Below are 24,868 nucleotides of genomic sequence, written 5' to 3'. Positions count from 1 at the left end.
GGTGCCCGGGAATATCCGTCTTCGTCGCGCATGATGCTTCCCCCAGTCGGTCTGCCTGTCTGTCGGATGGCGATACAGGGGACCTTGCGTCGAGCTGGGGCCTGTGCGCCGGCAGACCTGCCGCCGACGCATTTCTTGATTAAATTTATCGGACAAGGCGGCTCGGGTAAAGCGCGATACCGGGGGGCGGCTGCGACCGCAAGTCGCTCTCGGCCGGTATCCTGACGGAAACCGTTGTGGGTGGGAACTGAGGAAAAACGATCAAGTATTTGATTATAAAAGAAATATTGACAGTTCGAAAAGCTGGGTGCAAGATGTTGATGCGCCGCGGTTGGGCGGCGCTGACCTGTGGACAAAGGAGACAGTCATGTCTGCCACTTGCGCGAAATGCGCTTTCTTCGAAGACCACACCGCGAACAGCGAAACAGAACTGGCCGATTCCGGTCTGTGCCGTTTCAACCCGCCGGTGACCCAGATCGCTCCTGATTCCCGCGGCCTCTGGCCGGTGGTGAAGGAAAACGACTGGTGCGGCCATTTCGAAAAAGAGACCGCCTGATCCTCCCGCAAGCCAGGTCCGCTTTGGTCGGCACCCTGCCGACATCAAAGCTCCCCAGCCAGCTTTGAGCAGATGGACATCAAGGGGCAACGCATCGCGTTGCCCCTTTCGCATGAGGTGTCGCAACCCGGCGCGCGGCAAACTTGCGGCACGGGGCCGTTTGCGGTATCGGAGCGCGATCACGGAGAGCCCCATGACCCAAGCGCCCGGCGAGCCCAAAAAGCTCTATATCAAGACCTATGGCTGTCAGATGAACGTCTATGACAGCGAGCGCATGGCCGAGGCGATGGGCGCGGAGGGCTATGTGCTCACCGAGACGGTGGAAGAGGCCGATCTCGTGCTGCTCAACACCTGCCATATCCGCGAGAAGGCGGCCGAGAAAGTCTATTCCGATCTTGGCCGGTTGCGCCCCTTCAAGGAGGCGAAACCGGATCTGAAAATCGGCGTTGCGGGCTGCGTGGCGCAGGCAGAGGGCGCGGAGATCCTCGCGCGGATGCCGCTTGTCGATCTGGTCGTCGGCTCGCAGAATTATCACCGCCTGCCCGCGATGGTGAAGGCGGCGGAAGCGGGCGAGCAGCCCGTCGACACGGAATTTCCGGCCGAAGACAAGTTTGATCTGCTGCCCGAGCGCCCGGTGCAGGCGCGCCCTACCGCCTTTTTGACGGTGCAGGAAGGCTGCGACAAGTTTTGTGCCTTCTGCGTGGTGCCCTATACGCGCGGGGCGGAGATCTCGCGCCCGGTGGCGCGGATCCTGTCGGAGGCGGAGAGACTGGTGGCGAAGGGCGTGCGCGAGATCACGCTTCTGGGCCAGAACGTCAATGGCTATCATGGCGAGGGGCAGGGGGGCGCGTGGGGTCTCGGGCGGCTGGTGCGCGCGCTCGCCCGCATCGACGGGCTCGTGCGGATCCGCTACACCACCTCGCACCCCAATGACATGGCCGACGACCTGATCGAGGCGCATGGTGCCGAACCGAAACTGATGCCCTATCTGCATCTGCCCGTGCAATCGGGCTCGGACCGGGTGCTCAAGGCGATGAACCGCAAGCACACCGCCGAAGACTATTTGCGGCTGATCGAGCGGATCCGCGCCGCGCGCCCCGATATCATGCTCTCGTCGGATTTCATCGCGGGTTTCCCCGGCGAAAGTGATGCGGACCATCAGGCGAGCCTTGATCTGATCCGTTCGGTGGGGTTTGGCGCGGCCTTCTCGTTCAAATATTCACCGCGTCCGGGCACGCCTGCCGCCAACCGGGAGGGGGTGCCCTCCGAGGTGGCCGATGCGCGGCTGCAGGAGCTTCAGGCGCTGATCACCTCCCAGCAGCGCGCCGCGCAGGAAAGCATGGTCGGGCGCTCCGTGGGCGTGCTGTTCGAGAAACCGGGCCGGATGGCCGGGCAATGGGGCGGCAAGTCGGATTACCTGCACGCCGTTCATGTCAGCGCCGAAGGGATCGGCCCGGGCACGCTGGCGCGGGTGAGAATCACCGCCGCGGGGCCGAATTCGCTCGCGGGTGTTCTCGCCTGAACCGGCCACCACGCCCCCCCGGCGCCGTGTGGCGCGATTGTGGCAAGGCCGTTTCCGGGGCCGCCCGGCAGATGTGTTTCCCCCGGCTTTGTCTCTGAAGCAGACACAATAAGCAGGGAAAGCCTCTTTCTTTGTCTCAATATTTTGTTACTCTCAATGCAACTGTCCTTGCTGCGTCGGCGCAGATCCGCCTGGGTCTTCCGGCGCGGTGTTTGTATTTGAGGAGGCCTGGCGGCGATGACGAGAGTGATCCGAGGAGTGCAACCGGCCGTGTGGCGCCTGGGCGCGGCGGCCCTGGTCCTGGCAGGTTCGCTGGTTTCGGCCGCGGCCGATGAAACCTATGTGCCGGCGATCTGGATCGACCCCGACGGCTGCGAGCATTGGGCGATGGATGACGGCGCCGAGGGCTACATGGATGCCCGCAAGACCCGTGACGGCCGCCCGGTCTGCCACCGCAATGTTTGCGGCGTATTGCAAACTGACACGCTCTTCGCCACCGACAGCAGCCGGGTGACCACCTCGGGCCGCGCCACTCTGGAAAACTTCTTCCGCACCGCGCAGGCGCGCAGCTTCATCATCACCGGTCACACCGACAGCCGCGCCTCGGATGAATACAACATGCGCTTGTCGAAGGGCCGGGCGGAAGCCGTTGCGAATGTGGCGCATTCTGTCGGCGCTTCAGTGCTTGCCGTGAACTGGTATGGTGAGCGGATGCCGAAAGCCACCAATGCCACCGCCGCGGGCATGGCGCAAAACCGCCGCGTCGAAGTCATCTGCGTGAAATGAGGGGCGCGACCATGAAGGCCACCAAAATCCTGCTGCTCGGTCTCGCTGCCGCCGGTCTTGCCGCCTGCGACGATGTCGGGCCCGACAAATCCTATGATCGCGGCATCAACGCCCACCCGCTTTCCTCGATGCAGGCGGGGGTCTGGATCGACCCGGAGGGCTGCGACCACTGGATCATCGACGATGGTGTCGAGGGCTACATGACCGAGCGCGTCGACGATTACGGCAAGCCGATCTGCTCGGGCGCGGGCCCGGCCAATACCGTTGTCGGCCCGTTCAAGGCCGGTTCGGCGGTGCCCGATCCGCTCTGAGCGGAAAACCGGCGACTGCCTGAATTTTGAGCATACGGGCCGTGCGATGCTTCGCGCGGCCTCTTTCGTGACATAAAGGTGAATTCCGCATCACTCTATACGCGGAAAGCAAACCATCTCTTGCGTGAATCCGGGGGGGAGTGCACCATATCTTTACCACACCAGCCAGGGAGATGTTTTTGGGCTTCAGCGCGATCTCACCCCCGCCCAGCACTCAGGATGCGTATGAAACGCTTCTTGAGTTCCCCGACAACCGTCTGCTGATCGACCTGTGCGGAGAGTTTGACCGCAACCTCGCGCAGATCGAACACAAGATGTCGGTGCATATCCTCCGACGGGGCAACCAGTTGGCGATTGTCGGCACACCCGAGGCGCAGGCCCAGGCGGCGGCCGTGCTCGGCACGCTCTACGCGCGCCTCGAAGGGGGCAAGTCGGTCGATGCTGGCGAGATCGATGGCGCGATCCGCATGTCGGATCTCGGCCATGACGGGGTCTCCGTCGACGAGCAGCTCGAGATGTTCGCGGCCGGAAAATACGAGATCCGCACCCGCAAGAAACAGATCGAGCCGCGCACCGATGCGCAAAAAGCCTATGTGCGCGCGCTCTTCGAGAACGAGCTCGCCTTCGGCATCGGTCCGGCGGGCACCGGCAAGACCTATCTGGCCGTGGCCGTGGGCGTGACGATGCTGATTGGCGGGCATGTCGACAAGATCATCCTTTCCCGTCCGGCGGTGGAGGCGGGCGAGCGGCTCGGCTTTCTGCCCGGCGACATGAAGGAGAAGGTCGATCCCTACATGCAGCCGCTTTACGACGCGCTGAACGACTTTTTGCCCTCGAAACAGCTCGCCAAGCTGATGGAGGAAAAGCGCATCGAGATCGCGCCTCTGGCCTTCATGCGCGGCCGCACGCTCGCCAATGCCTTCGTGGTGCTGGACGAGGCGCAAAACGCCACCACGATGCAGATGAAGATGTTCCTCACCCGTCTGGGGCAGGGGAGCCGGATGGTGATCACTGGCGACCGCACGCAGATCGACCTGCCGCGCGGCACCGCCTCGGGGCTGGCCGATGCCGAGCGCATCCTTGATGGCGTGAAGGGTATCGCGTTCAACTACTTCACCGCCGCCGACGTGGTGCGCCACCCCCTTGTGGCGCGCATCATCGACGCTTATGACCGCGCCGATGACGGACCTGCTGGTTGATTGCCTGATCGAAGCACCGGCCTGGGAGGCGCTTGACCTTCCGGGCCTTTGCGAACGCGCTGCCCGCGCCACGCTTCTGGATCAGGAGCTGGTGCCGGAGGAATGGGAAATCAGCCTGCTCGGCTGCGACGATGCCCGCATCGCCGTGCTCAATGCCGATTTTCGCGGCAAGCCCACCCCCACCAATGTGCTGAGCTGGCCCGCGCAGGATCTGGCCTCCGAGGAGGACGGGGGCGAGCCCTGGTTCCCGGAGCCTTTTGCGCCGGGAGAACGCGATTCCCTCGGCGATATTGCGCTCGCTTACGAGACCTGCGCGCGCGAGGCCGAGGCGGCGGGCAAGGGCATTCACGAACATGTCACACATCTGGTGATACATGGTGTGCTGCATCTTCTGGGCTATGATCACATCCGCGACGCAGACGCGCAGTTGATGGAATCCTGCGAAGTGCGTATCTTGGCCACTCTGGGGGTGGCAAACCCCTATGAGCTCTAGCGGCACCGCCGCTTCATTTGGAAAGGCATGATGGGACAAGTCGCAGACGGAAGCAATTCCGCCGCAATGCCCGCTTCGGATCCCGAAGTCGGCGAGAGTAGCTCGGAGCCCCCCTCTTCGGAGCGGTCGCCTGAGCCGCAATCCTCCGAAACACAATCCTGGGGCCTGTTTGGCCGTCTGTTTGGCGGGCGGAACGGGGCGCATGGCGAGGGCGATCCCCTCACCGCCGCCAACCTGCCGATTGCCGCGAATACGGTCGGCCTGCCGGGGCTTGGCAACCTGCGCAAGATGCGGGTGGGTGATGTCGCCGTGCCCAAGGCCGAGATCGTTGCCGTGCCGGTGACGACCCCGCGCGACGAGCTGGTGGAGGTCTTCCGCTCCCAGGGCTATTCGCGCCTGCCGGTGTTCAAGGACACGCTCGACAGCCCGGTGGGCCTTGTGCACCTCAAGGATCTGGCGCTGGGCTGGGGCTTTGGGGCGGGCGCGGGCCGGTTTTCGCTGCGCAAGCTCTTGCGCCCGCTCCTTTATGTGCCGCCTTCGATGCCGATCGGCGTGCTGCTGCAGAAAATGCAGGTGCAGCGCATCCATATGGCGCTCGTGATCGACGAATATGGCGGGGTCGATGGCCTTGTCACGCTCGAAGACCTGATCGAACAGGTGATCGGGGAGATCGAGGACGAGCATGACGAGGAAGAGGACGGGATCTGGAAGCTCGAGAAAGCGGGGCAGTGGATCGTTCAGGCCCGCGCGCCGCTCAACGATTTCGAAGCTGAAATCGGGCTGCGGCTCGGCGACGCCGAGGAACATGCCGAGATCGACACTTTGGGCGGCCTTGTTGTGACGCAGATCGGCCGCGTGCCCGCGCGGGGCGAGGTGATCGTGGCAGAGAGCGGCGTCGAATTTGAAGTGGTCGATGCCGATCCGCGCCGCGTCAAGCGGCTGCGCGTGCGTCTGCCCGGTATTGCCCCGGCCGAGTGATTTCCGAATGCGCGTTCCCGCTGGTTACAATCCGTTCTGGCGCCCGCTGGTCTGGGCGCTGGCGGCGCTTCTGGGGGGAGGCGTGGCGCTCGGTCAGGCACCCTTCGGGCTCTGGGAACTCGCCATTCCGGCGCTGAGCCTGCTCTTTCCACTCTGCCTGCGCACGGCGCCGTTCAAGACGGGGCTCTTTGCCGGTATGGGCTATGCCGCCGTCGCGATGTTCTGGATCGTCGATCCGTTTTTCGTCGAGCCCGACCTCTATGGCTGGATGGCGCCTTTTGCGCTCTTTTTCATGGCCTTGGGCATGGGGCTCTTCTGGGCTCTCGGCATCGCGCTCGGCGCGCGGCTCGGCGTGGGCGAGCCCTCGCGTGCAGCGGGCATGGCGCTTGGTCTTTTTGCCACCGATCTGGTGCGCTCCTATGTTTTCACCGGTTTCCCCTGGGTGCTCTTCGGCCATATCTGGCTCGACACACCGGTGGCCCAATTCGCCTCCATTCTCGGTGCACTGGGGCTCGGGCTCGTGACACTTGGCCTTGCCGCGGCGCCCTGGCTCCTGCCCGGGCGGCGGCTTGTTACGGTGACGGTCGCGGCTCTGGCGCTGGTCGGGCTCTGGTTTGGCGGTATCGCGCTGCGCGCGGCGCCCCTTCCCGAACGGGCCGAGCCGGTCAATCTGCGCATCGTCCAGCCCAATGCGCCGCAGGATCAGAAGTGGCTCCCTGACCATGCGGAGAAATTCTTCTTTCGCCATCTCGACCTGACCTCCGAACCGCCCGCCGCGGGCAAGCCTGCGCCCGATCTCATCCTCTGGCCCGAGACCGCTGTGCCGTTCCTGCTCAACGATCCCGGCGCGGGGCTCGCGATGGTGGCCGAGGCGGCGCAGGGCAAGCCCGTCGCGCTCGGCATCCAGCGGTCAGAAGGCGCGCGGTATTACAATTCGCTCGCGGTGATCGGCCCGGGTGGTCAGGTCGCGGCGCTTTACGACAAAGTGCATCTCGTGCCCTTTGGCGAATACATCCCCTTTGGCGATCTCTTCGCAAAAATTGGCGTCACGGCCTTTGCGGCGCAGGAGGGCAACGGCTATTCGGCGGGAAGCGCGCGCAAGCTCATCGACCTCGGGCCGCTCGGCGTGGTGCAGCCGCTGATTTGTTACGAAGCGGTTTTCGCCCATGAGATCTCGGGCCGCGATCCGCGCCCGGACTGGCTGATGCAGATCACCAACGATGCCTGGTTTGGCACCTTCTCCGGCCCTTGGCAGCATCTGGCGCAGGCGCGGTTTCGGGCGATCGAATTCGGCCTGCCGCTCGCGCGCTCGGCCAATACCGGGGTCAGCGCGCTCATCGACGCGCGCGGGCAGGTTGTCGCCCGCCTCGACATGGGCATGCAAGGCGTGATCGATGCGGCGCTCCCCCCTGCCGCCGCGCCGACGATCTATGCGAAAACCGGGGATTACCCCCTCGTCGAAGGGCTCTTCATCGCTTTGATGGCAATTTATGCCACTGCGCGCTTTGCGCGCGTTGACCGGCGCAAGAAGCAGGTCTAGGCAGGATCATCCGTCCCAACGGCTTCCTGGCGGGATGGGTGAAATTCTCTAATGGAGCACTTCCCAATGTCTCGCACGAACTACGTCTTCACCTCTGAGTCCGTCTCGGAGGGCCATCCCGACAAGGTCTGCGACCGCATCTCTGATGCCGTCCTTGATGCCTTCCTTGCCGAAGAACCCAATGCCCGCGTTGCCTGTGAAACCTTTGCCACCACGAACCAGGTGGTGGTGGGCGGCGAAGTGGGCCTTTCGGACAAGACGCGCCTTGCCGAATTCATGACCCGGATCGACGGGATCGTGCGCGAATGCGTGAAGGATATCGGCTATGAGCAGGATGCCTTCCATTGGGCGACGCTGAACTTCGCCAACTATCTGCACCCGCAGTCGGCGCATATCAGCCAGGGCGTCGACAAGGACGGGGCGGGCGATCAGGGCATCATGTTCGGCTATGCGACCGACGAGACCGAGGCGCTGATGCCCGCGCCGATCCAGTATAGCCATGCGATCCTGCGCCGCCTCGCCGAGGCGCGCAAATCGGGCGAGGCGCCGACGCTCGGGCCGGATGCGAAATCGCAGCTCTCCGTGCGCTACGAGAATGGCAAGCCGGTGGGCGTGACCTCGATCGTGCTTTCGACCCAGCACAAATACGAGAGCCAGACCTCGGACGACATCCGTGCCATCGTCGAGCCCTACATTCGTGAAGTGCTCCCTGCGGGCTGGATCGACGAAAAAACCGAATGGTGGGTGAACCCGACCGGCACCTTCGTCATCGGCGGGCCGGATGGAGACGCGGGGCTTACGGGCCGCAAGATCATCGTTGATACGTATGGTGGTGCAGCGCCCCATGGCGGCGGCGCCTTCTCGGGCAAGGATCCGACCAAGGTGGACCGTTCGGCGGCCTATGCCGCGCGCTACCTCGCCAAGAACGTCGTCGCGGCGGGGCTCGCGAAGAAATGCCTCATTCAGGTGAGCTATGCGATCGGCGTGGCGAAACCGCTCTCGATCTATGCCGACACCTATGGCACCGGCGAAGTGCCCGATGAGGTGATCGAGCGGATCGTCGCCGAATGCATGGATCTGACGCCGCGCGGCATCCGCACCCATCTTGACCTGAACCGCCCGATCTATGCGCGCACCGCGGCCTATGGCCACTTTGGCCGTGCGCCCGAGGCCGATGGCGGCTTCAGCTGGGAGAAAACCGATCTGGTCGAGGCGCTGAAAAAAGCGCTCTGATCCGGTCAGACAAACCAACGAAAGGGGGCTGCGGCCCCCTTTTTCGTGCCCGGATCTTGCGCACACGCCCAGAGGACTTTCGCCATCAGCGCGGCAGAGGGGCAAAGCCCCTCTCCGGCTTCCGGCGACCCGGCGGGGGGGCATTGCCCCCCCGCACCCCCCCGGCGCACCTGATTTGCGGTGATGAAAATTGGCTCAGGGCGCTCATCAGGCCCAGAGATGCCCTTTCTCCTTGCCCTAAATATCCCGGGGGGTGCGGGGGGCAGCGCCCCCCGCCGGGTCGCTTCGGCTCTGCCGAAGCGAAATAGGATCCTTCCTGCTTCGACGCATGGGTTTTCACCGGCATTTGGGGGGAAGGGCTTGACCCGTCATGCGCGCACGCCTAGAGGCCCGGCCATGAGTGAAAGTTCCGAGCCCCAAAGCCCCGATCCCGCCGTTGCCTCGTCCGAGGCCGCGCCCGAATGGCGCAACTTCTACGGGCGCCGCTCGGGCAAGACGATGCGGCCAAGCCAGAAGACCTATCTGAGCGAAGATCTCGCCTCGCTCACCCCGCAGGGGATCTCCAAAGAGGAGAACCCGGGGCGCGAGGTGATCGACCCCGGCACGATCTTTGGCAATGACGCACCGTTCTGGCTGGAGGTCGGCTTTGGCGGGGGCGAGCATATGGTGCATATGGCGGCGCGCTATCCGGGCATCAACATCCTCGGCTGCGAACCCTTCATCAACGGCGTGGCGATGCTTTTGGGCAAGATCCGCGCGGCCGGTGTTGCCAATGTCGCCATCTGGCCCGGCGATGCGCGCGATGTGATGGAAGTGCTGCCCGAGGGCTCTGTCGCCAAGGCCTTCCTGAACTATCCCGACCCCTGGCCCAAGCGCCGCCACAACCGCCGCCGTTTCGTGACGCAAGACCACCTCCTGCCGCTCCACCGCATCCTTGCGCCGGGCGCCGAGTTCCGCGTCGCCACGGATATCCCCGACTACATGAAACAGGCGCTGCGCGAGGCGCCGAAGGCGGGTTTTGCGCTCACCGCCCATAGTCCCGCGCCTTGGGAGGACTGGATCTCCACCCGTTACGAGCAAAAGGCGCTGCGCGAGGGCCGCACGCCCGATTACGCCACCTTCCGGCGCGCCTGACGGCGGACCGGGCGGCGGCCAAACGGGGGCTTCCGGGGCGCGCGGGCATGCGTTAAGAGCGGGCCAGCAACAGGGAGGCTTTCATGTCCGGTCACGGCGACCCCATTCCCATGGTCTCGCGCAAGGGCAGCGCGCTTTCGGGCGAGGCCCGCGTGCCCGGCGACAAGTCGATCTCGCATCGCGCGTTGATCCTTGGCGCGCTCTCCGTCGGGCGCACCGAAATCACCGGCCTTCTCGAAGGGCAGGACGTGCTCGATACGGCAAAAGCGATGCGCGCCTTTGGCGCCACGGTGACCCAGCACGGCCCCGGCCATTGGTCGGTTGAAGGGGTGGGCGTGGGCGGCTTTGCCGAACCCGCCGATGTGATCGATTGCGGCAATTCGGGAACGGGGGTGCGGCTGATCATGGGCTGCATGGCCACGTCGCCAATCTCGGCCACCTTCACCGGCGACGCGAGCTTGCGCAAACGCCCGATGGGGCGGGTGACAGACCCGCTCGCGCTCTTTGGCGCGCGGGCATACGGGCGCGAGGGCGGGCGGCTGCCGATGACGGTTGTGGGCGCGGCCGAGCCGGTGCCGGTGACCTACACCACGCCGATGGCCTCGGCGCAGGTGAAATCGGCGGTGCTGCTCGCGGGCCTCAACGCGCCCGGCGAGACCGTCGTGATCGAGAAAACCCCGACGCGGGATCATACCGAGCGGATGCTGCGCGGCTTTGGGGCCGAGGTGACGGCCGAGGTGACGCCGGAGGGCAATCGCATCACGCTGAAGGGCCAGCCCGAGCTTGCGGCGCAAACGGTCGCCGTGCCGCGCGACCCCTCTTCCGCCGCCTTCCCGGTCTGCGCCGCGCTTCTGGTGCCGGGATCAGACATCCTTGTGCCCGGCGTGAGCCAGAACCCGACCCGCAACGGTCTCTTCCTCACGCTGAAGGAAATGGGCGCGCAGATCGACTTTCTCAACGAACGCGAAGAGGGCGGCGAGCCGGTGGCGGATTTGCGCGTACGCTATTCTGAGCTCTCCGGCATCACCGTTCCGGCGGCGCGCGCGGCGAGCCAGATCGACGAATATCCGGTGCTCGCCGCCGTTGCCGCCTGTGCGCGGGGCACGACGGTGATGCCGGGCGTGCATGAGCTGCGCGTGAAGGAAAGCGACCGGATCGATGCGATGGCGCGGGGCCTTGAGGCCTGCGGCGTCACGGTCGAGGAAGATGACGACACGCTGATCGTGCACGGGCTCGGCCCGGATGGCGTGCCGGGGGGCGCGACAGTGGCCACCCATATCGACCACCGCATCGCGATGAGTTTCCTTGTGCTGGGGCTGGCGGCGCAACAGCCGATCACGGTCGATGACGGCGCGCCGATCGCCACCTCTTTCCCGGTGTTCGAGGCCTTGATGCGCGGGCTCGGCGCCACCATCACGCGCGCAGATTGAACCTTCGGGACGCTCCGCGGGGGATAGTTAGGGCAAGACGAAAGCCCATTTCATCTTGCCTTAAATATCCCCGCCGGAGGCTCCGACCGCAGACACATGAGGGCGGCATGCAATTCACGGTAGCGATCGACGGGCCGGCGGCGGCGGGCAAGGGCACGATCTCGCGTGCGGTGGCAGACCGTTTCGGCCTTGCCCATCTTGATACCGGCGCGCTCTACCGCGCGGTCGGCGTGAAGGCCGCGGCAACCGGGAGCGATCCGGTTGCGGCCGCGCTGAGTCTCACCCCGGAAGACCTTGCGCGCGCGGATCTGCGCACCTTGGAGGCGGGACAGGCCGCCTCGAAAGTGGCGGTGATCCCGGAGGTGCGCCAAGCCCTTCTCGACTATCAGCGCGATTTTGCCCGCCGCGCGGGCGGGGCGGTGCTCGATGGCCGCGACATCGGCACCGTCATCTGCCCGGAGGCGGAGGTGAAGCTCTTCGTCACCGCTTCTGCCGAGGTGCGCGCCCATCGCCGCTGGCTTGAGGTGGGGGGAGATGCCGCGCAGGTTCTGGCCGAGGTGCGCGCGCGCGACGAGCGCGACATGACCCGCGCCGATGCGCCGCTCAAGCCCGCGGCAAATGCGGTGCAGATCGACACCTCCACGATGAGCATTGAAGAAGCGGTGGCGGCGGCCTGCGCCGAGGTTGCGGCGCGTCTGCCCGGCTGAGCCTGCGCTTTTGCGCATGGGGTCCGTGCGCGCGCGCGCAGATCCGCGCGTTGCGCGGTTTGGCTGTGCGCATATTCTGCGCCGATATCCCCTCTCCCTCGCGACGCGCGAAAGGATCAAGATGCTGCTCGAGACGCTCAACTGGCGCTATGCCACGAAGAAAATGGACCCGGCGAAGACGGTTCCCGAAGAGAAGGTGACCCGGATCCTTGAGGCAGCGCAGCTCGCGCCCACCTCCTCGGGGCTGCAACCCTTCGAGATCTTCGTGATCACCAACCCGGAGCTCCGCGCGAAGATCTCTGCCGCCGCCTGGGGCCAGACCCAGATCGTCGATGGGTCGCATCTGATCGTCTTTGCCGCCTGGGACAATTACACTGCCGAGAGGATCGACGCGGTAGTGGATCTCCATGTGACCGAGCGCGGCATCCCGCGCGAGATGGTCACGCCCTATTACGAGAACCTGAAGGCCAACTATCTGGCGCGCAGCGAAGCGGTGAACGCGGCCCATGCCGCGCATCAGGCCTATATCGCCTTTGGGCTGGCGCTCGCGCAGGCGGCCGAGCTGGAAGTGGACGCGACGCCGATGGAGGGCTTCGACCCGGCGCAGGTAGACGAGATCCTCGGGCTGCGCGAAAAGGGGCTGCGCTCCGTCACGCTGATGCCGCTGGGCTACCGCGCCACCGAGGGCGACTGGCTTTTGGGCATGAAGAAGGTGCGCAAGCCGATGGCGGAGCTCGTCACGCGCATCGACTGAGCTTCGGTCGCAGGCCGCAAAGCCAACAAATCCTTGCCCCGGGGCTGATTCGCGCCTATAGGGGCCTCGTCCGAGGGGGTGGCCACAAGCTGCCCCCTTCGTGACATTCGCAACGAAAGACCGGCGGAGCCAACCGCATGGCCAGTCAAACCCATGAAAAGGACACTCAGACGCATGTGCGCGAAAAATGCTACCATGGATGAATTCGAAGCCCTCCTGAACGAGAGCTTCGAGATCGACACCCCGCAAGAGGGGTCTGTCGTCAAAGGCAAGGTCATCGCCATCGAGGCGGGCCAGGCCATCATCGACGTCGGCTACAAGATGGAAGGCCGCGTTGATCTGAAAGAATTCGCGAATCCCGGTGAGGCTCCCTCGATCGCCGTTGGCGACGAGGTTGAAGTCTACCTTGATCGTGTCGAAAACGCCCGTGGCGAAGCCGTCATCTCGCGCGAGAAAGCCCGTCGCGAAGAAGCCTGGGACCGTCTGGAAAAAGCCTATGCCTCGGAAGAGCGCGTCGACGGCGCCATCTTCGGCCGCGTCAAGGGCGGCTTCACGGTCGACCTCGGCGGCGCCGTGGCCTTCCTGCCCGGCTCACAGGTTGACGTGCGCCCGGTGCGTGACGCCGGCCCGCTGATGGGTCTGAAGCAGCCGTTCCAGATCCTGAAAATGGACCGTCGCCGCGGCAACATCGTGGTTTCGCGTCGCGCCATCCTCGAAGAATCGCGTGCCGAACAGCGCGCCGAAGTGATCGGCAACCTCTCGGAAGGCCAGATCGTCGACGGCGTGGTGAAAAACATCACCGAATACGGTGCCTTCGTTGACCTTGGCGGTGTGGACGGCCTTCTGCACGTCACCGACATGGCCTGGCGCCGCGTCAACCACCCGTCGGAGATCCTGTCGATCGGCGAGACCGTCAAGGTCCAGGTCGTCAAGATCAACAAGGACACGCACCGCATCAGCCTCGGCATGAAGCAGCTGCAAAACGACCCGTGGGATTCTGTCGAACAGAAATTCCCGATCGGCTCGGTGCACAAGGGTCGCGTCACCAACATCACCGACTACGGCGCATTTGTCGAACTCGAAGCCGGTGTCGAAGGTCTGGTGCACGTCTCGGAAATGTCCTGGACCAAGAAAAACGTCCATCCCGGCAAGATCGTTTCGACCTCGCAAGAAGTCGACGTCATGGTGCTCGAGATCGACACCGCGAAGCGCCGCGTTTCGCTTGGCCTCAAGCAATGCATGCGCAACCCGTGGGAATCGTTTGCCGATGCCCATCCGGTGGGCAGCATGATCGAAGGCGAAGTGAAGAACATCACCGAATTCGGTCTGTTCATCGGCCTCGACAACGACATCGACGGCATGGTGCACCTGTCGGATCTCAGCTGGGACAAGCGCGGCGAGGAAGCGATCCAGGATTACCGCAAGGGCGACGTGGTCAAGGCCGCGGTCACCGAAGTGGATATCGACAAGGAACGCATCTCGCTCTCGATCAAGGCGCTCGATGCCGACACCTTCTCGGATGCGGTTGATGGCGTGAAACGCGGCTCGGTGATCACCGTCAACGTGACCGCGATCGAAGATGGCGGCATCGAGGTCGAATACAACGGCATGAAGTCCTTCATCCGCCGTTCGGACCTCGCCCGTGATCGTGCCGACCAACGCCCCGAGCGCTTCCAGGTCGGTGATCACGTCGATGTGCGCGTTGTCAACGTCGACAGCAAGACCCGTAAACTCGGCGTGTCGATCAAGGCGCGCGAGATCGCGGAAGAGAAGGAAGCCGTGGAACAATACGGTTCGTCCGACTCGGGCGCCTCGCTCGGCGACATCCTCGGCGCCGCGCTAAAGGGCCGCGAATAACAGATACCCGCAAGGGTTTCGGAAGGCCCCGCCCGGTGCGGGGCCTTCTGCTTTGGGCGATTCGTTTCCTTCGGGCCACGACCGGTGCCGGACCGGCGCCCGGCCCCGCGATCCCCCCTGCGGCGCTTTGACGTAGCGACAGGTTTGTCCCGAGGCCGCGCAAACCTCGTCTCGGCCGCCAAATCCCCCGTTTTTCCAAGCCTTTGCTGTTTGAGCCGTCGCAAATTACCACTATAGTTGAGTAAATCGAAAACGGGCCGCGAACCTCAGGCCCCAGGGGGGACGACCATGATCCGATCTGAATTGATCGCCAAGATTGCAGAGGAAAATCCGCATCTGTTTCAGCGGGATGTCGAAAAGATCGTGAACACGATCTTCGAGGAGATCATCGAGGCGATGGCGCGCGGCGACCGGGTGGAACTGCGCGGTTTCGGCGCCTTTTCGGTGAAGAAGCGCGACGCTAGAACGGGGCGCAACCCGCGCACGGGAAGTTCCGTCGCGGTTGACGAAAAACATGTTCCCTTCTTCAAGACCGGCAAGCTTCTGCGGGACCGGCTGAACGGGGCAGAGGAGTAAGACCCCAGATGATCCGCCTGATCCGCTATCTGTTCCTTCTCGTGCTGGCCGTGGTGCTGGTGACGCTGGCGATGTCGAACCGCGACCTCGTCATGCTGCAACTGCTTCCCGCCGAGGCCGAGACTTATCTGGGCATGAACTGGCGGCTGCAGGTGCCGCTCTTTCTCGTGATCTTCGCGGGGATGGGGCTGGGTCTGCTGATCGGCTTCGTCTGGGAATACATGCGCGAGATGCGCTTCCGGTCGACCGCCCGCAAGGCAACCAAGAAGGCGGCCAACCTCGAACGCGAACTGGGTCGGCTCAAGGCCAAGACGCAGGGCCCCAAGGACGATGTTCTGGCGCTGCTCGAAAAACCTCGCGGCTGAGCGGGCGAAGTGGTCACCATTGCTGTCAATCGCGGCCGCCCCGGCGGGGTGCGCTGCAAGATCTGCGGGCTGAAAACGCCCGCAGATGTGGCCGCAGCCCATGAGGCGGGTGCGGGCTATGTGGGCCTCGTGTTCTTTCCGCGCTCGCCCCGGCATCTGGAGCTTTCCGACGCGCGCGAGCTCGCGCTTTCGGTGCCGATGGGGCTCGCCAAAGTGGCGCTGGTCGTCGATGCCGAGGATGCGCTGATCGACGCGATCACCGCCGCCGTGCCGCTTGACATGTTGCAGCTTCACGGGCGCGAAAGCCCCGCGCGCGTGGCCGAGCTGCGCGCCCGCACCGGGCTTCCGGTGATGAAGGCCGTGGGCGTGGCCGAGGCGGCCGATCTGGCGGCGATTGCCGATTACGAAGCGGTGGCCGATCAGATCCTCGTCGATGCCAAGGCGCCCAAAGGCGCGGCGCTGCCGGGCGGCAACGGGCTCGCCTTCGACTGGCGGCTGATTGCCGGGCGCGACTGGCTGCGGCCCTGGATGCTCGCGGGCGGTCTCACGCCTGAGACTGTGGCTGAGGCGGTGCGGCTCACCGGGGCGACGCAGGTGGATGTGTCTTCCGGTGTCGAGAGCGCACCGGGCGTCAAGGATGCCGCCAAGATTGCCGCTTTCGTGGCCGCCGCGCGCGGGGCGTGAGGGAAGGGTGGGGGCGCTGCCCCCACACCCCCGGGATATTTCCGGCAAGATGAACAGGCGGAACTTTACCCTGCGGGGCCGGCGCGCTATCTGCGGGGGATGGTTCAAGGAGCGTGCGATGGCACTCGTAGTCTCTCTGGAAAAGGAAGAGGAGCGGAGCGTGCGTTCGGCTCATCCGACATGTATCCCATGCAAATACATGGTTGGCGAATTCGACGGCAAGAAGGTGCTCCAGCTTAACACCTATGGCTCCTCGGAGCGCGAGATCCCGGACAAGCTGAGTCAAACGTTGCAGTTTGACGAGCATGCCGCCCTGCAACTTTATCGGATGCTGAAATCCGAATTTGGCTTCAAGGAATGACCATGGCCGACGATCTGCTCAACAGCTTCAGAACCGCACCCGATGAGCGCGGGCGCTTTGGCATTCATGGCGGGCGTTTTGTTTCGGAAACGCTGATGCCGCTCATTCTTGAGCTTGAGGCGCAGTATGAGCATGCCAAGACCGACCCGGAGTTCTGGGCCGAGATGGAGCTTTTGTGGCGTGATTACGTGGGCCGTCCCTCGCCCTTGTATTTCGCGCCGCGCATGACCGAGGAGCTGGGCGGCGCCAAGGTCTATCTCAAGCGCGAAGAACTCAACCATACCGGCGCGCACAAGATCAACAATGTGCTTGGCCAGATCCTCTTGGCGCGGCGCATGGGCAAGACCCGGATCATCGCCGAGACCGGCGCGGGCCAGCATGGCGTGGCGACGGCCACCGTCTGCGCCAAGTTCGGCCTCAAATGCGTGGTCTACATGGGCGCGACCGATGTCGAGCGGCAGGCGCCCAACGTGTTCCGCATGCGGCTTCTGGGCGCCGAGGTGCATCCCGTCACCTCGGGCCGCGGCACGCTCAAGGATGCGATGAACGATGCGTTGCGCGACTGGGTGACCAATGTGCGCGATACGTTCTACTGCATCGGCACCGTGGCGGGCCCGGCGCCCTATCCGGCAATGGTGCGCGATTTCCAGTCGATCATCGGCCGCGAGACGCGCTGGCAGCTTGAGCAGCAGGAAGGCGCGGGGCGGCTTCCCGACACGATCATCGCGGCCGTGGGCGGGGGCTCGAATGCGATGGGGCTGTTCCACCCGTTCCTGGACGACAAATCGGTGAAGATCATCGGCGTCGAGGCGGGCGGGCATGGCGTGGATGCGCGCATGGAGCATTGCGCCTCGCTCACCGGCGGGCGCCCGGGCGTGCTGCATGGCAACCGCACGTACCTTTTGCAGGACGAAGACGGGCAGATCCTCGAAGGGCACTCGATCTCGGCCGGGCTCGACTATCCGGGCATCGGGCCGGAGCATAGCTGGCTGCATGACATCGGCCGGGCCGAATATGTGTCGATCACCGATATGGAGGCGCTGGACGCCTTCCAGTTCTGCTGCCGCACCGAGGGCATCATTCCCGCGCTGGAATCGAGCCACGCGCTCGCCCATGTGATGAAGATCGCGCCCGGGCTGCCCAAGGACCACATTATCGTTGCCAACCTCTCTGGGCGCGGCGACAAGGACATCTTTACGGTCGCCAAACACCTCGGCGTCGAGATGACGATCTAATCGGGTGCGATGCAGGGATCGGGGCGGGTGAAACGGTCCATCCCGTCTCGATACTGGCAGAGCGTGAAGAGGATGATGTCGGGCAGGCCCTGGGGGGGCATGTCGGACCAAGCCCAGGCGTCGGTGAAGGTGGCTTGGTCGGGGTTAACCGCACCGGTGAAATCCGCACTCGACAGGTCCGCCCCCTCCAGATGCGCGCCGGAAAGGTCCACCCGCTCCCTCTCCGGTGCCTTCAGCCCTTGCAGATAGACCGGGTTCTTGCAGGTCTTGTTCTCCGCGTCCCACCCCCGCCCATCTTCGCGCAGGACAGGTCGATCCCCCGCAGCGATCCCCCCGTGCCGCCAGATACTCCAGCGCCTCGCGCTTGCCGGAATTCCCCGTCGCAGGTGTCGTGAGGATGCTCTACGCTCAAGCGATCGCTTCCTCAGAGCGAGCGAGACGGCTCTCTGATATCTCATCAAGCGTCTCGACATTGACGTTGTGCTGCTCCCAGAAAGCATAGAAGCCGCCCCAGATCGAGATGAAAGTGGCCATCAGCACCACACGCTCCAGCCATTCCCATGTGCCGGCAATCTCGCGGCCGCTTGCGGTATGGGCGTGGGAGTGCCCGCGGCTTTCGCCGTTGCGCCGATCAAACCGGCGCCGTCGCGCCTGTCGGAAAAAGACGGATCTTTGGGACAGTCCGCGCTCCCCGGCTCGGGACAGAAAACCCTAGGCAGCGCATCTGCCACGGGTCAAGGCTTCGCGCGGGCGCTCAGCCCTCTGAGCGCCTACACCAAGGTTTAAAATCCGGCTTCTGGGCACGAATGGCGCGGTTTTGTCGCGCGGGAAGCTTGATTTCATACCCGCGCGAGCGCTTTGTGAAGGTGACCTGTGCCCGGAGGACTGCCGGGCCTGTCTGGCATGCGGATCGAAAGGGGGCCTGCTCATGGCGCAATGCGGTACGACGGGTGTTCTTCTGGGGCTCGCCCTTGCGACGGCGGGTCCGGCTTTCGCCGATCAGCAACAGGAGATCGTTGCCGAGCTTGAGGCCGAGGGCTACAGCAACATCGATATTTCCACCACCTGGCTGCGACGCACCCGGATTGTCGCCGAGGGCGTGCCGGGGCAGCGCGAGATCGTGCTCGATCCGCGCAATGGCGAGATCCTGCGCGACTATGCCCGCGCCGCCGGCGGGGCCGGGGGCAGCCCGCTGAAACGACCGCATCCCGGAGGATGGGGCGGAAAGGCGGCGGAAGGCGGGGCGCCGGGACCGGGTGGGCCCGGAGGACCGGGCGGGCCCGGAGGACCGGGTGGGCCCGGAGGACCGGGTGGACCCGGAGGACCGGCCGGGCCGGATGGACGGGGCGCGGCATCCGGGACAGGGTTCTGACAATGCGGGGTCTGCCATCGTTCGCCACGCTCTCCTCTTTCTTTGACGGGCTGCACGCCCTGCGCGCACATGGACGGCGCGGCGGGCTCGGGTCGCCCTTCGTGGTGGTGCCGCTGTTTGCGGTGCAAGCGGTGGCGGCGCTCTACTTCGTCTCCGGCATTCTGGCGGCGTTGCTGGGCATCGCCTTGCCGCCGATCGACTGGCAATTGCGTGAGATGCTCGAAATCGGCGCCGCGCTCGCGCTGCTGGTCGGGCTCGTTTTCGGGGCGCATGTGCTGCTCACGCTGCGGCGCGAGGCACATGTGGCGCGCGAAGGATTGCGTCGGGCCTCCACCGCTTTTGCCGATCTGCTCGAGGAACGCTTCGACGAATGGCACCTGACCCCGGCCGAGCGCGACGTCGCGCTTTTTGCGATCAAGGGGCTGAGCCTTGCGGAAATCGCGCGACTGCGTGAGACCTCCGAAGGCACGGTGAAGGCGCAGACGGCGGCGATCTACCGCAAGGCGGGGGTTTCGGCCCGCAGCCAGCTCGTCAGCCTCTTCATCGAGGATCTGATGTCCGTGCCGGAGGAGCGCGCCGAGGCTGATCGCGCGTCTCCGCCCCGTGTTGCGCCGTCGCCCGGGACTGGGGCGGTGTCACGCGCGGCGGCCCTGGCCGAGAGCACCGGTACCGCCCGCGCGCTGACGAAGAGCGCGACGAAAAATCCGGGTCGGGAAGCGAGCGCTGCGCCCAAGCGCAGGAAGCGGCGCAGTGCGACAAGCACGGAAGTTGAAGGCACGCCCCAGCATGACGAGGCGGTCGTGCCGGGGCGGTTGCACTGAGAACGGTGCCACCGGAGGCAGGCGGGGGCCACGTGCCCCCGTTTGCCATTCCGGCTTTTCGAGGCTGATGGCGCTCACTTCTCGCGGGCGTGTTTCTTCTTTTTTTTCTCGGCGCGGTCTGCGGCGAGCATCTGTGCAAAATCGGCGCTATCGGGGCGCAGCGCCCGCAGCATCCAGTCTTCTGCGGCTGCGCTCATCGTGGCGAGTGCGGCGATGCGCGGATCGGGTTCCGCCACGGCGGCAAGGCTGGCCAGGCGGGCGGTGAGCGGGGCAAGCTCGCGACGATGCCGGTCGGCGAGCGCCGCGCGCAGAAGCGCCCAAGGGTCGGGATCGGCAACGAAGAAATCACGTCTTGTGCCCGGCGCGCGCGCCACCTGCACGAGCCCCGCCTGCCGCAACTCCTTGAGCGCGACCGAGACATTGGAGCGCGACAGCCCGAGCGCGGTACACAGATCTTCGGCGGAAGGGGCCTGGGCGGCACGCCAGATCGTGCCGAGGCAGGCCCCGGCGGCGCGTGAAAAGCCGAAACTTGTGGCCAGATCGGAGAAGAGAGCGGTTACGTCGGCGGCGGGCGGGGTCGTCGTCATTCTACTCTCCTCGCGGCGGCCTCGCCCAGCGCGCTTCCGGGGGCGTCGCGGTGCAGATGCAGCCGGGTTTCTTGCTGCCACACAATGCCGGGGGCAAGGGTGATGGCGGGAAAATCCTCGTGGTTGGGCGCATCGGGCCACATCTGCGGCTCGAGCGCAAGGCCCGCATGGGGGCCGTAGGGCACGCCGGTGAGGCCGATCACCGGCACGGAGGCGATGGCCCGCCCGTCATAGACCTGCAGCCCCGGCGCATCGGTCTCAAGCGCAAGCGCCACGCCCGAGGCGCCGGTGAGCCGCGCCACCTCCCGCAGCCCTGTCCCCTCGAGACAGTAATTGTGATCGAGCGGCGGAAGGTCCGAGAGTTGGCGAGCCTCGCGCAGGTCATATCCGGTGCTTGCCACCGGCACCGGCGCGAGCGGCAGGCAGGCCGCATCGACCGGCAGGTACCGGCGCGCCGCCACCTCGAGCCGGTGCGCGCGCGTGTCCGCCGTGCCGTCGAGCGTCCAGTAGGGGTGATGCGCGAGGTTCATCAGCGTTTCGGCATCGCTTGTGGCGCTCAGTGAGATCGCCAGTGTGGCGGGGGGCAGGATGCGGTAGCGCGCGCGGAGCACGCGATTGCCCGGCAACGCACAGGCGCCATGCGCGAGATCGCGCCGGAACGTGACCTCGGAGGCCGAGGCCGCCTCGATCTCCCAAATCTGTTGCGAAATCCCCGCCGCGCCCGAATGCAGCAGATGCGGGCCATCGTTGGGGGCCCCCTGCCAGCATTCTCCGGCAATCACCACCCGCGCCCCGGCGAGCCGGTTTGCCACCGGCCCCACCACCGCGCCGCACCAGGGCAGGGTGGTCTCGTAGGCGCGCAGGCTGTCGGCGCCGAGGATCAGCGGCCAGGGGGTGCCCGCGAGCCTCAGATCCTGCAACGTGGCGCCATAGGTCAGCAGCCGTAGCGTCAGCTCGCCCGCGCGCAATGTCACCGCGCGGACCTCGCCTCCCGAAGATGTAGTGCCGAAACGGCGGATATCGGCTGGCATCGCTTCCCCCTCGCGCCCGGGAGAGTTTCACGAACCCCCCGGGGAAACAAGGGCCCGGCAGCGATTACGGCTGCAGGCAGGCGCTCAGCGCATCGGCGAGTCCCTGCATCAGATCGGAGTAGAGCCCGGGGCCAAAGCTCAGCGCGGAGCCCGACGGGTCAAGCGCGCCGCCAAGCTTCACCTGCGTGCCCTCAAGCAGGATCTCGATCTGTTTCGGATCGTGTTGTGCCTCCGGGAAAGCACAGACGACGCCCTGCTGCGCCAGATCGGCGCGCAGCTCGGCCAGATGCGCCGCTCCGGGGGACGTGGCATCGCCCAGATTCACGGCGCCTGCGACGGAGAGCCCGTATTGCGCGGCCAGATAGCCGTAAGCCGCGTGAAACACCACGAAGGGCCGCCCGGCCACCGGCGCGAGTTCGGCGCGGAGCTTCGCATCCAGCGCAGCAACCGAGGCCTGCGCGGCCTTTGCATTGGCGGCGTAAGTCGCGGCATGTTCGGGATCGACCTCGGACAGCGCCGCGGCGATCTGGCCGAGCCAGACTTCCGCATTGCCGGGCGCCAGCCAGGCATGCGGGTCGAGCCCGGTGTGGTGGTGATGCTCCTCGCCCTCTTCCTCGTGGTCGTGCTCCTCGTCGCCCTCTGCATGCTCATCATGGTCATGCGCTTCAGCGGCGTCGTCGTCATGCTCTGCATGGGGCGCGCCGCCAAAATCCTGCAGATGGGTGCCCGGCGTGTGCAAAAGCGCGAGTTGCGCCCCTGCGCCCGTCACCGCATCAAGTGCGCGGTCGAGCCAGGGCGTCATCTCCGGCCCGACCCAGATCACCAGATCGGCCGATTGCAGCGCCGCCGCCTGGCTTGGCTTCAGTTGGTAGCTATGCGCATTGCCCCCCTGTTCCAGCAGCACCTCGGGGCGGCCGAGATCGCCCATCACCTGTGCCGCAAGCGATTGCACCACCGGAAGATCGGTCACCACCCTGGGCACATCGGCGAGGGCAGGCAGGGGCAGGGCGGCCAGCAGGGCCAGAAACGGGGTCTTTTTCATCTTTCTCTCCGAAGCGGATGCGGATCTTGCGGGTCGGAGGCAGGTTATCTATGTTACAGAATAACAGGTCAAGTGGAATGTGATAAAGTAACATGGCTGGGAAAGATCCCGATCCCGTCCGGTGCTTGCCGGAGGGGGGGAGCGAAGCCGGGAATGCCTTCGCACAGCATGATCACGCCCATTGTGCGGGCGAAGTTCTGGCGCGGGCGCGTGCCGAAGCGGAGCGGCGGGGGTTGCGCGTCACTCCCGTGCGCCAGCGCGTGCTTGAGATTCTGCTCGAGGCACATCGGGCGATGGGCGCCTATGAGGTGCTCGACCGGCTCGCCGCCGAGGGCTTTGGCAACCAGCCTCCCGTTGCCTATCGTGCGCTCGAGTTTCTCGTCGAGGCGGGGCTCGCGCATCGGGTGCAGCGGCTCAACGCCTTTGCCGCCTGCATGCATCCGGGCGAAGCCCATGCGCCAGTGTTCCTGATCTGCCGCGATTGCGACACCGTGGCCGAGGCGGCCGCGGCGCCCCTGCGCGCCGCGCTCGACAGCCTTGCCGGTGGGCTCGGCTTTACGGTCGAGCGCGCCAGTTTCGAGGCGGTGGGTCTGTGCCCCGCGTGCCGCGAGAAGCTGGAGGAACGAGCTTGAACAGCTTGATAAAAGCTGAAAATCTTTCGGTGCGTCATGGTGATACCGTGGTGCTCTCCGGGGTCGACTTCGCGATCCGCAAGGGCGAGATCGTCACCGTCGTCGGCCCGAACGGCTCGGGAAAATCGACGCTCATCCGCGCGTTGATCGGGCTAGAGGCCGCGGCGACCGGGCGGGTGACGCGCAGCCCCGGTCTCGCAATCGGCTATGTGCCGCAAAAGCTCCATATCGACGCCGGGCTACCGCTCACTGTGCGCCGGTTTCTCTCCCTGCCGCGGCGGGTCTGCGATGCCGCGGCCGAAGCGGCGTTGACGCGCACCGGCGTGCCGGGGCTGGGGACGCGGCCGCTGGCGCGGCTTTCGGGCGGGCAGTTCCAGCGTGTGCTGCTGGCCCGTGCACTGCTGACCCGCCCCGACATTCTCATTCTCGACGAGCCGACCCAGGGGCTCGACCAGCCCGGCACCGCGGCCTTTTATCACCTGATCGAGGAAGTGCGGGCCGAAACCGGCGCCGCGGTGCTGATGGTGAGCCACGATCTGCATGTGGTGATGGCGGCCTCGGACCGGGTGGTCTGCCTCAACGGCCATATCTGCTGTGAAGGGGCTCCGAAGGTGGTTTCGGCCGCGCCCGAATATCGCGCCCTCTTCGGGCTCGGCACGGGCGGCGCCTTCGCGCTCTACCGCCACATGCATGATCATGATCATGAGGCGGACGAGGGCCATGGCCATGACCCCTCCGCCCCCCATGCGGCGCATCCTCACCCTCTCCACGGCCCCAACTGCACGCACGACCATGTTTGACGATTTCCTGATCCGTGCGGCGCTCGCCGGTATCGGCCTCACCCTCGCCACCGGGCCGCTCGGCTCTTTCGTGGTCTGGCGCCGCATGGCCTATTTTGGCGATGCCACGGCCCATGCCGCCATCCTCGGTGTGGCGCTCGCCTTTGGCCTCGGCATGCCGCTTTACGCGGGCACGCTCACCGTCGCCCTCGCCATGGCACTCACCGTCGCGGCCCTTTCGGGGCGCGGCCATGCGATGGATACCGTGCTGGGCGTGCTCGCCCATGCCGCGCTCGCGCTCGGCCTCGTTGCCGCCTCCTTCATCCCGGGGCTGCGCGTCGATTTGAGTGCTTTCCTCTTTGGCGACATCCTCGCGGTCAGCCGCGCCGATCTCGCCGTCATCTGGGGCGGCGCAGGGCTCGTGGTGGCGCTTTTGGCCTGGCGCTGGCAGGAGCTTCTTACCGCGACGGTGAACGAGGAACTCGCCCAGGCGTCCGGGCAGGATCCGGGCCGGGCGCGGCTGATCCTGACACTTGCACTCGCACTCACCGTCGCCGTCGCCATCAAGATCGTCGGCGCGCTGCTGATTGCGGCGCTCCTGATCATCCCTGCCGCCGCGGCGCGCCAACGCGCCCGCGGCCCGGAAACGATGGCGCTTGGCGCCACGCTCGTCGGGGCCGTCTCGGTGGCGGGCGGCCTCGCCGCCTCGCTCCGGTTCGATACCCCGGCCGGCCCCTCCATCGTCGCAGTTGCGGCGCTTCTTTTCACGGTTTCGTTAGCCCTGCGCCGCCGCGGCTGAGCGGGGCAGGGGGCCCGCGCGAGACTTGCCCCGGATGACGGACCACCGCCTTTCGGCGCGTCGAAAAGGTCGTTTTATGCCTTT

Annotated in this window: 29 protein-coding genes and 1 riboswitch; of the genes, 24 read left to right on the top strand and 5 right to left on the bottom strand. The window is 65.7% G+C overall.

What is annotated here, in order from left to right; translation table 11 throughout:
- The first annotated feature begins 367 nt into the window (after positions 1-367).
- The 19 genes from CRO22_RS00250 (at position 368) to trpB (ending at position 17,721) form a co-directional block, all read left to right on the top strand.
- Complete coding sequence (locus CRO22_RS00250; RefSeq protein WP_097068113.1) at positions 368-556, top strand: hypothetical protein; 189 nt, start codon at positions 368-370, stop codon at positions 554-556.
- 193 nt (positions 557-749) lie between these two features.
- The gene (gene miaB / locus CRO22_RS00245) at positions 750-2,078 is read left to right on the top strand and encodes a tRNA (N6-isopentenyl adenosine(37)-C2)-methylthiotransferase MiaB (RefSeq protein WP_097068112.1); all 1,329 of its coding nucleotides are present in this window, start codon (positions 750-752) and stop codon (positions 2,076-2,078) included.
- A 237-nt stretch (positions 2,079-2,315) separates the two neighbouring features.
- The gene (locus tag CRO22_RS00240; protein WP_097068111.1) at positions 2,316-2,864 is read left to right on the top strand and encodes an OmpA family protein; all 549 of its coding nucleotides are present in this window, start codon (positions 2,316-2,318) and stop codon (positions 2,862-2,864) included.
- Positions 2,865-2,875: 11 nt separating this feature from the next.
- Positions 2,876-3,175: a hypothetical protein gene (locus tag CRO22_RS00235; protein WP_097068110.1), complete on the top strand. Its 300-nt coding sequence runs from the start codon at positions 2,876-2,878 to the stop codon at positions 3,173-3,175.
- A gap of 173 nt (positions 3,176-3,348) precedes the next feature.
- The gene (locus CRO22_RS00230) at positions 3,349-4,374 is read left to right on the top strand and encodes a PhoH family protein (RefSeq protein ID WP_097068109.1); all 1,026 of its coding nucleotides are present in this window, start codon (positions 3,349-3,351) and stop codon (positions 4,372-4,374) included.
- Positions 4,355-4,867 carry an rRNA maturation RNase YbeY gene (gene ybeY, locus CRO22_RS00225; RefSeq protein ID WP_097068824.1) on the top strand — a complete coding sequence of 171 codons (513 nt, stop codon included), beginning with the start codon at positions 4,355-4,357 and terminating at the stop codon, positions 4,865-4,867. Before CRO22_RS00230 ends, ybeY begins: the two co-directional genes overlap by 20 nt.
- 30 nt (positions 4,868-4,897) lie before the next feature.
- On the top strand, positions 4,898-5,845 hold the full coding sequence (locus CRO22_RS00220) for a transporter associated domain-containing protein (RefSeq protein WP_245860836.1): 948 nt from the start codon (positions 4,898-4,900) through the stop codon (positions 5,843-5,845).
- 7 nt (positions 5,846-5,852) lie between these two features.
- Entirely contained in the window at positions 5,853-7,385 is a 1,533-nt protein-coding gene (gene lnt / locus CRO22_RS00215; protein WP_097068107.1) for an apolipoprotein N-acyltransferase, read from the top strand.
- Positions 7,386-7,392: 7 nt separating this feature from the next.
- Positions 7,393-7,444: riboswitch (SAM-SAH riboswitch) on the top strand.
- Positions 7,445-7,451: 7 nt separating this feature from the next.
- Complete coding sequence (gene metK / locus CRO22_RS00210) at positions 7,452-8,618, top strand: methionine adenosyltransferase (protein WP_097068106.1); 1,167 nt, start codon at positions 7,452-7,454, stop codon at positions 8,616-8,618.
- Positions 8,619-9,014: 396 nt separating this feature from the next.
- Positions 9,015-9,752: a tRNA (guanine(46)-N(7))-methyltransferase TrmB gene (gene trmB, locus CRO22_RS00205; RefSeq protein ID WP_097068105.1), complete on the top strand. Its 738-nt coding sequence runs from the start codon at positions 9,015-9,017 to the stop codon at positions 9,750-9,752.
- 83 nt (positions 9,753-9,835) lie between these two features.
- Positions 9,836-11,182, top strand: coding sequence for a 3-phosphoshikimate 1-carboxyvinyltransferase (gene aroA, locus CRO22_RS00200; protein ID WP_097068104.1), 1,347 nt, complete (start codon positions 9,836-9,838; stop codon positions 11,180-11,182).
- A gap of 107 nt (positions 11,183-11,289) precedes the next feature.
- Positions 11,290-11,889, top strand: coding sequence for a (d)CMP kinase (locus CRO22_RS00195; RefSeq protein WP_097068103.1), 600 nt, complete (start codon positions 11,290-11,292; stop codon positions 11,887-11,889).
- Between the two features lie 121 nt (positions 11,890-12,010).
- Complete coding sequence (locus tag CRO22_RS00190) at positions 12,011-12,643, top strand: NAD(P)H-dependent oxidoreductase (RefSeq protein ID WP_097068823.1); 633 nt, start codon at positions 12,011-12,013, stop codon at positions 12,641-12,643.
- A 174-nt stretch (positions 12,644-12,817) separates the two neighbouring features.
- Positions 12,818-14,500, top strand: coding sequence for a 30S ribosomal protein S1 (gene rpsA, locus CRO22_RS00185; protein WP_097068102.1), 1,683 nt, complete (start codon positions 12,818-12,820; stop codon positions 14,498-14,500).
- A 288-nt stretch (positions 14,501-14,788) separates the two neighbouring features.
- On the top strand, positions 14,789-15,076 hold the full coding sequence (gene ihfB, locus CRO22_RS00180; protein ID WP_097068101.1) for an integration host factor subunit beta: 288 nt from the start codon (positions 14,789-14,791) through the stop codon (positions 15,074-15,076).
- 8 nt (positions 15,077-15,084) lie between these two features.
- The gene (locus CRO22_RS00175) at positions 15,085-15,441 is read left to right on the top strand and encodes a LapA family protein (RefSeq protein ID WP_097068100.1); all 357 of its coding nucleotides are present in this window, start codon (positions 15,085-15,087) and stop codon (positions 15,439-15,441) included.
- Positions 15,442-15,450: 9 nt separating this feature from the next.
- Positions 15,451-16,125, top strand: coding sequence for a phosphoribosylanthranilate isomerase (locus tag CRO22_RS00170; RefSeq protein WP_097068099.1), 675 nt, complete (start codon positions 15,451-15,453; stop codon positions 16,123-16,125).
- A 118-nt stretch (positions 16,126-16,243) separates the two neighbouring features.
- Complete coding sequence (locus CRO22_RS18610; RefSeq protein ID WP_141399394.1) at positions 16,244-16,486, top strand: hypothetical protein; 243 nt, start codon at positions 16,244-16,246, stop codon at positions 16,484-16,486.
- A 2-nt stretch (positions 16,487-16,488) separates the two neighbouring features.
- A complete protein-coding gene (gene trpB, locus CRO22_RS00165; protein ID WP_097068098.1) occupies positions 16,489-17,721 on the top strand; it encodes a tryptophan synthase subunit beta in 1,233 nt (410 codons plus the stop codon).
- Here trpB and CRO22_RS18760 read toward each other — a convergent pair.
- Positions 17,718-17,933 (bottom strand): pentapeptide repeat-containing protein, encoded by a 216-nt coding sequence (locus tag CRO22_RS18760; RefSeq protein ID WP_176518501.1) that lies wholly within the window; start codon positions 17,931-17,933, stop codon positions 17,718-17,720. The genes trpB and CRO22_RS18760 overlap by 4 nt on opposite strands.
- A 196-nt stretch (positions 17,934-18,129) precedes the next feature.
- Complete coding sequence (locus CRO22_RS19295; RefSeq protein ID WP_281254735.1) at positions 18,130-18,261, bottom strand: hypothetical protein; 132 nt, start codon at positions 18,259-18,261, stop codon at positions 18,130-18,132.
- Positions 18,262-18,649: 388 nt separating this feature from the next.
- Between CRO22_RS19295 and CRO22_RS18755 the strand changes: the two genes are divergently transcribed.
- Both CRO22_RS18755 and CRO22_RS00150 read left to right on the top strand, forming a co-directional pair.
- On the top strand, positions 18,650-19,093 hold the full coding sequence (locus CRO22_RS18755; protein WP_176518500.1) for a hypothetical protein: 444 nt from the start codon (positions 18,650-18,652) through the stop codon (positions 19,091-19,093).
- 2 nt (positions 19,094-19,095) lie between these two features.
- Positions 19,096-19,914, top strand: a complete 819-nt coding sequence (locus tag CRO22_RS00150) for a helix-turn-helix transcriptional regulator (RefSeq protein WP_097068096.1) — start codon at positions 19,096-19,098, stop codon at positions 19,912-19,914.
- 74 nt (positions 19,915-19,988) lie between these two features.
- On the opposite strand, the gene CRO22_RS00145 is transcribed toward CRO22_RS00150, so the two are convergent.
- The 3 genes from CRO22_RS00145 to CRO22_RS00135 all read right to left on the bottom strand — a co-directional run bounded on the left by CRO22_RS00145 (position 19,989) and on the right by CRO22_RS00135 (position 22,574).
- Positions 19,989-20,501 carry a GbsR/MarR family transcriptional regulator gene (locus tag CRO22_RS00145; RefSeq protein WP_097068095.1) on the bottom strand — a complete coding sequence of 171 codons (513 nt, stop codon included), beginning with the start codon at positions 20,499-20,501 and terminating at the stop codon, positions 19,989-19,991.
- A complete protein-coding gene (locus CRO22_RS00140; RefSeq protein WP_097068094.1) occupies positions 20,498-21,532 on the bottom strand; it encodes an aldose epimerase family protein in 1,035 nt (344 codons plus the stop codon). The genes CRO22_RS00145 and CRO22_RS00140 overlap by 4 nt, the downstream gene beginning before the upstream one ends.
- 64 nt (positions 21,533-21,596) lie before the next feature.
- Complete coding sequence (locus CRO22_RS00135) at positions 21,597-22,574, bottom strand: zinc ABC transporter substrate-binding protein (RefSeq protein WP_097068093.1); 978 nt, start codon at positions 22,572-22,574, stop codon at positions 21,597-21,599.
- Positions 22,575-22,666: 92 nt separating this feature from the next.
- On the opposite strand from CRO22_RS00135, the gene CRO22_RS00130 reads away from it, so the two are divergent.
- The 3 genes from CRO22_RS00130 to CRO22_RS00120 are packed head-to-tail and all read left to right on the top strand — an operon-like array spanning position 22,667 to position 24,784.
- Positions 22,667-23,206: a Fur family transcriptional regulator gene (locus CRO22_RS00130; RefSeq protein ID WP_097068092.1), complete on the top strand. Its 540-nt coding sequence runs from the start codon at positions 22,667-22,669 to the stop codon at positions 23,204-23,206.
- Positions 23,203-24,006: an ATP-binding cassette domain-containing protein gene (locus CRO22_RS00125; protein ID WP_097068091.1), complete on the top strand. Its 804-nt coding sequence runs from the start codon at positions 23,203-23,205 to the stop codon at positions 24,004-24,006. Before CRO22_RS00130 ends, CRO22_RS00125 begins: the two co-directional genes overlap by 4 nt.
- A complete protein-coding gene (locus CRO22_RS00120) occupies positions 23,999-24,784 on the top strand; it encodes a metal ABC transporter permease (RefSeq protein ID WP_097068090.1) in 786 nt (261 codons plus the stop codon). Before CRO22_RS00125 ends, CRO22_RS00120 begins: the two co-directional genes overlap by 8 nt.
- Positions 24,785-24,868: the final 84 nt, after the last annotated feature.

It is taken from the genome of Rhodobacter maris (assembly GCF_900217815.1).
Classification (GTDB): domain Bacteria; phylum Pseudomonadota; class Alphaproteobacteria; order Rhodobacterales; family Rhodobacteraceae; genus Rhodobacter; species Rhodobacter maris.
Note: the sequence above shows the minus strand (reverse complement) of the source record. Positions and strands in the feature narration are given on the sequence as shown.

What these genes read in the sequence shown, in the direction of transcription:
- CRO22_RS00250 (WP_097068113.1), top strand. Translation starts at nt 368, where the DNA reads ATGTCTGCCACTTGCGCGAAATGCGCTTTCTTCGAAGACCACACCGCG.
- miaB (WP_097068112.1), top strand. Translation starts at nt 750, where the DNA reads ATGACCCAAGCGCCCGGCGAGCCCAAAAAGCTCTATATCAAGACCTAT.
- CRO22_RS00240 (WP_097068111.1), top strand. Translation starts at nt 2,316, where the DNA reads ATGACGAGAGTGATCCGAGGAGTGCAACCGGCCGTGTGGCGCCTGGGC.
- CRO22_RS00235 (WP_097068110.1), top strand. Translation starts at nt 2,876, where the DNA reads ATGAAGGCCACCAAAATCCTGCTGCTCGGTCTCGCTGCCGCCGGTCTT.
- CRO22_RS00230 (WP_097068109.1), top strand. Translation starts at nt 3,349, where the DNA reads ATGTTTTTGGGCTTCAGCGCGATCTCACCCCCGCCCAGCACTCAGGAT.
- ybeY (WP_097068824.1), top strand. Translation starts at nt 4,355, where the DNA reads ATGACGGACCTGCTGGTTGATTGCCTGATCGAAGCACCGGCCTGGGAG.
- CRO22_RS00220 (WP_245860836.1), top strand. Translation starts at nt 4,898, where the DNA reads ATGGGACAAGTCGCAGACGGAAGCAATTCCGCCGCAATGCCCGCTTCG.
- lnt (WP_097068107.1), top strand. Translation starts at nt 5,853, where the DNA reads ATGCGCGTTCCCGCTGGTTACAATCCGTTCTGGCGCCCGCTGGTCTGG.
- metK (WP_097068106.1), top strand. Translation starts at nt 7,452, where the DNA reads ATGTCTCGCACGAACTACGTCTTCACCTCTGAGTCCGTCTCGGAGGGC.
- trmB (WP_097068105.1), top strand. Translation starts at nt 9,015, where the DNA reads ATGAGTGAAAGTTCCGAGCCCCAAAGCCCCGATCCCGCCGTTGCCTCG.
- aroA (WP_097068104.1), top strand. Translation starts at nt 9,836, where the DNA reads ATGTCCGGTCACGGCGACCCCATTCCCATGGTCTCGCGCAAGGGCAGC.
- CRO22_RS00195 (WP_097068103.1), top strand. Translation starts at nt 11,290, where the DNA reads ATGCAATTCACGGTAGCGATCGACGGGCCGGCGGCGGCGGGCAAGGGC.
- CRO22_RS00190 (WP_097068823.1), top strand. Translation starts at nt 12,011, where the DNA reads ATGCTGCTCGAGACGCTCAACTGGCGCTATGCCACGAAGAAAATGGAC.
- rpsA (WP_097068102.1), top strand. Translation starts at nt 12,818, where the DNA reads ATGTGCGCGAAAAATGCTACCATGGATGAATTCGAAGCCCTCCTGAAC.
- ihfB (WP_097068101.1), top strand. Translation starts at nt 14,789, where the DNA reads ATGATCCGATCTGAATTGATCGCCAAGATTGCAGAGGAAAATCCGCAT.
- CRO22_RS00175 (WP_097068100.1), top strand. Translation starts at nt 15,085, where the DNA reads ATGATCCGCCTGATCCGCTATCTGTTCCTTCTCGTGCTGGCCGTGGTG.
- CRO22_RS18610 (WP_141399394.1), top strand. Translation starts at nt 16,244, where the DNA reads ATGGCACTCGTAGTCTCTCTGGAAAAGGAAGAGGAGCGGAGCGTGCGT.
- trpB (WP_097068098.1), top strand. Translation starts at nt 16,489, where the DNA reads ATGGCCGACGATCTGCTCAACAGCTTCAGAACCGCACCCGATGAGCGC.
- CRO22_RS18755 (WP_176518500.1), top strand. Translation starts at nt 18,650, where the DNA reads ATGGCGCAATGCGGTACGACGGGTGTTCTTCTGGGGCTCGCCCTTGCG.
- CRO22_RS00150 (WP_097068096.1), top strand. Translation starts at nt 19,096, where the DNA reads ATGCGGGGTCTGCCATCGTTCGCCACGCTCTCCTCTTTCTTTGACGGG.
- CRO22_RS00145 (WP_097068095.1), bottom strand. Translation starts at nt 20,501, where the DNA reads ATGACGACGACCCCGCCCGCCGCCGACGTAACCGCTCTCTTCTCCGAT.
- CRO22_RS00140 (WP_097068094.1), bottom strand. Translation starts at nt 21,532, where the DNA reads ATGCCAGCCGATATCCGCCGTTTCGGCACTACATCTTCGGGAGGCGAG.
- CRO22_RS00135 (WP_097068093.1), bottom strand. Translation starts at nt 22,574, where the DNA reads ATGAAAAAGACCCCGTTTCTGGCCCTGCTGGCCGCCCTGCCCCTGCCT.
- CRO22_RS00130 (WP_097068092.1), top strand. Translation starts at nt 22,667, where the DNA reads ATGGCTGGGAAAGATCCCGATCCCGTCCGGTGCTTGCCGGAGGGGGGG.
- CRO22_RS00120 (WP_097068090.1), top strand. Translation starts at nt 23,999, where the DNA reads ATGTTTGACGATTTCCTGATCCGTGCGGCGCTCGCCGGTATCGGCCTC.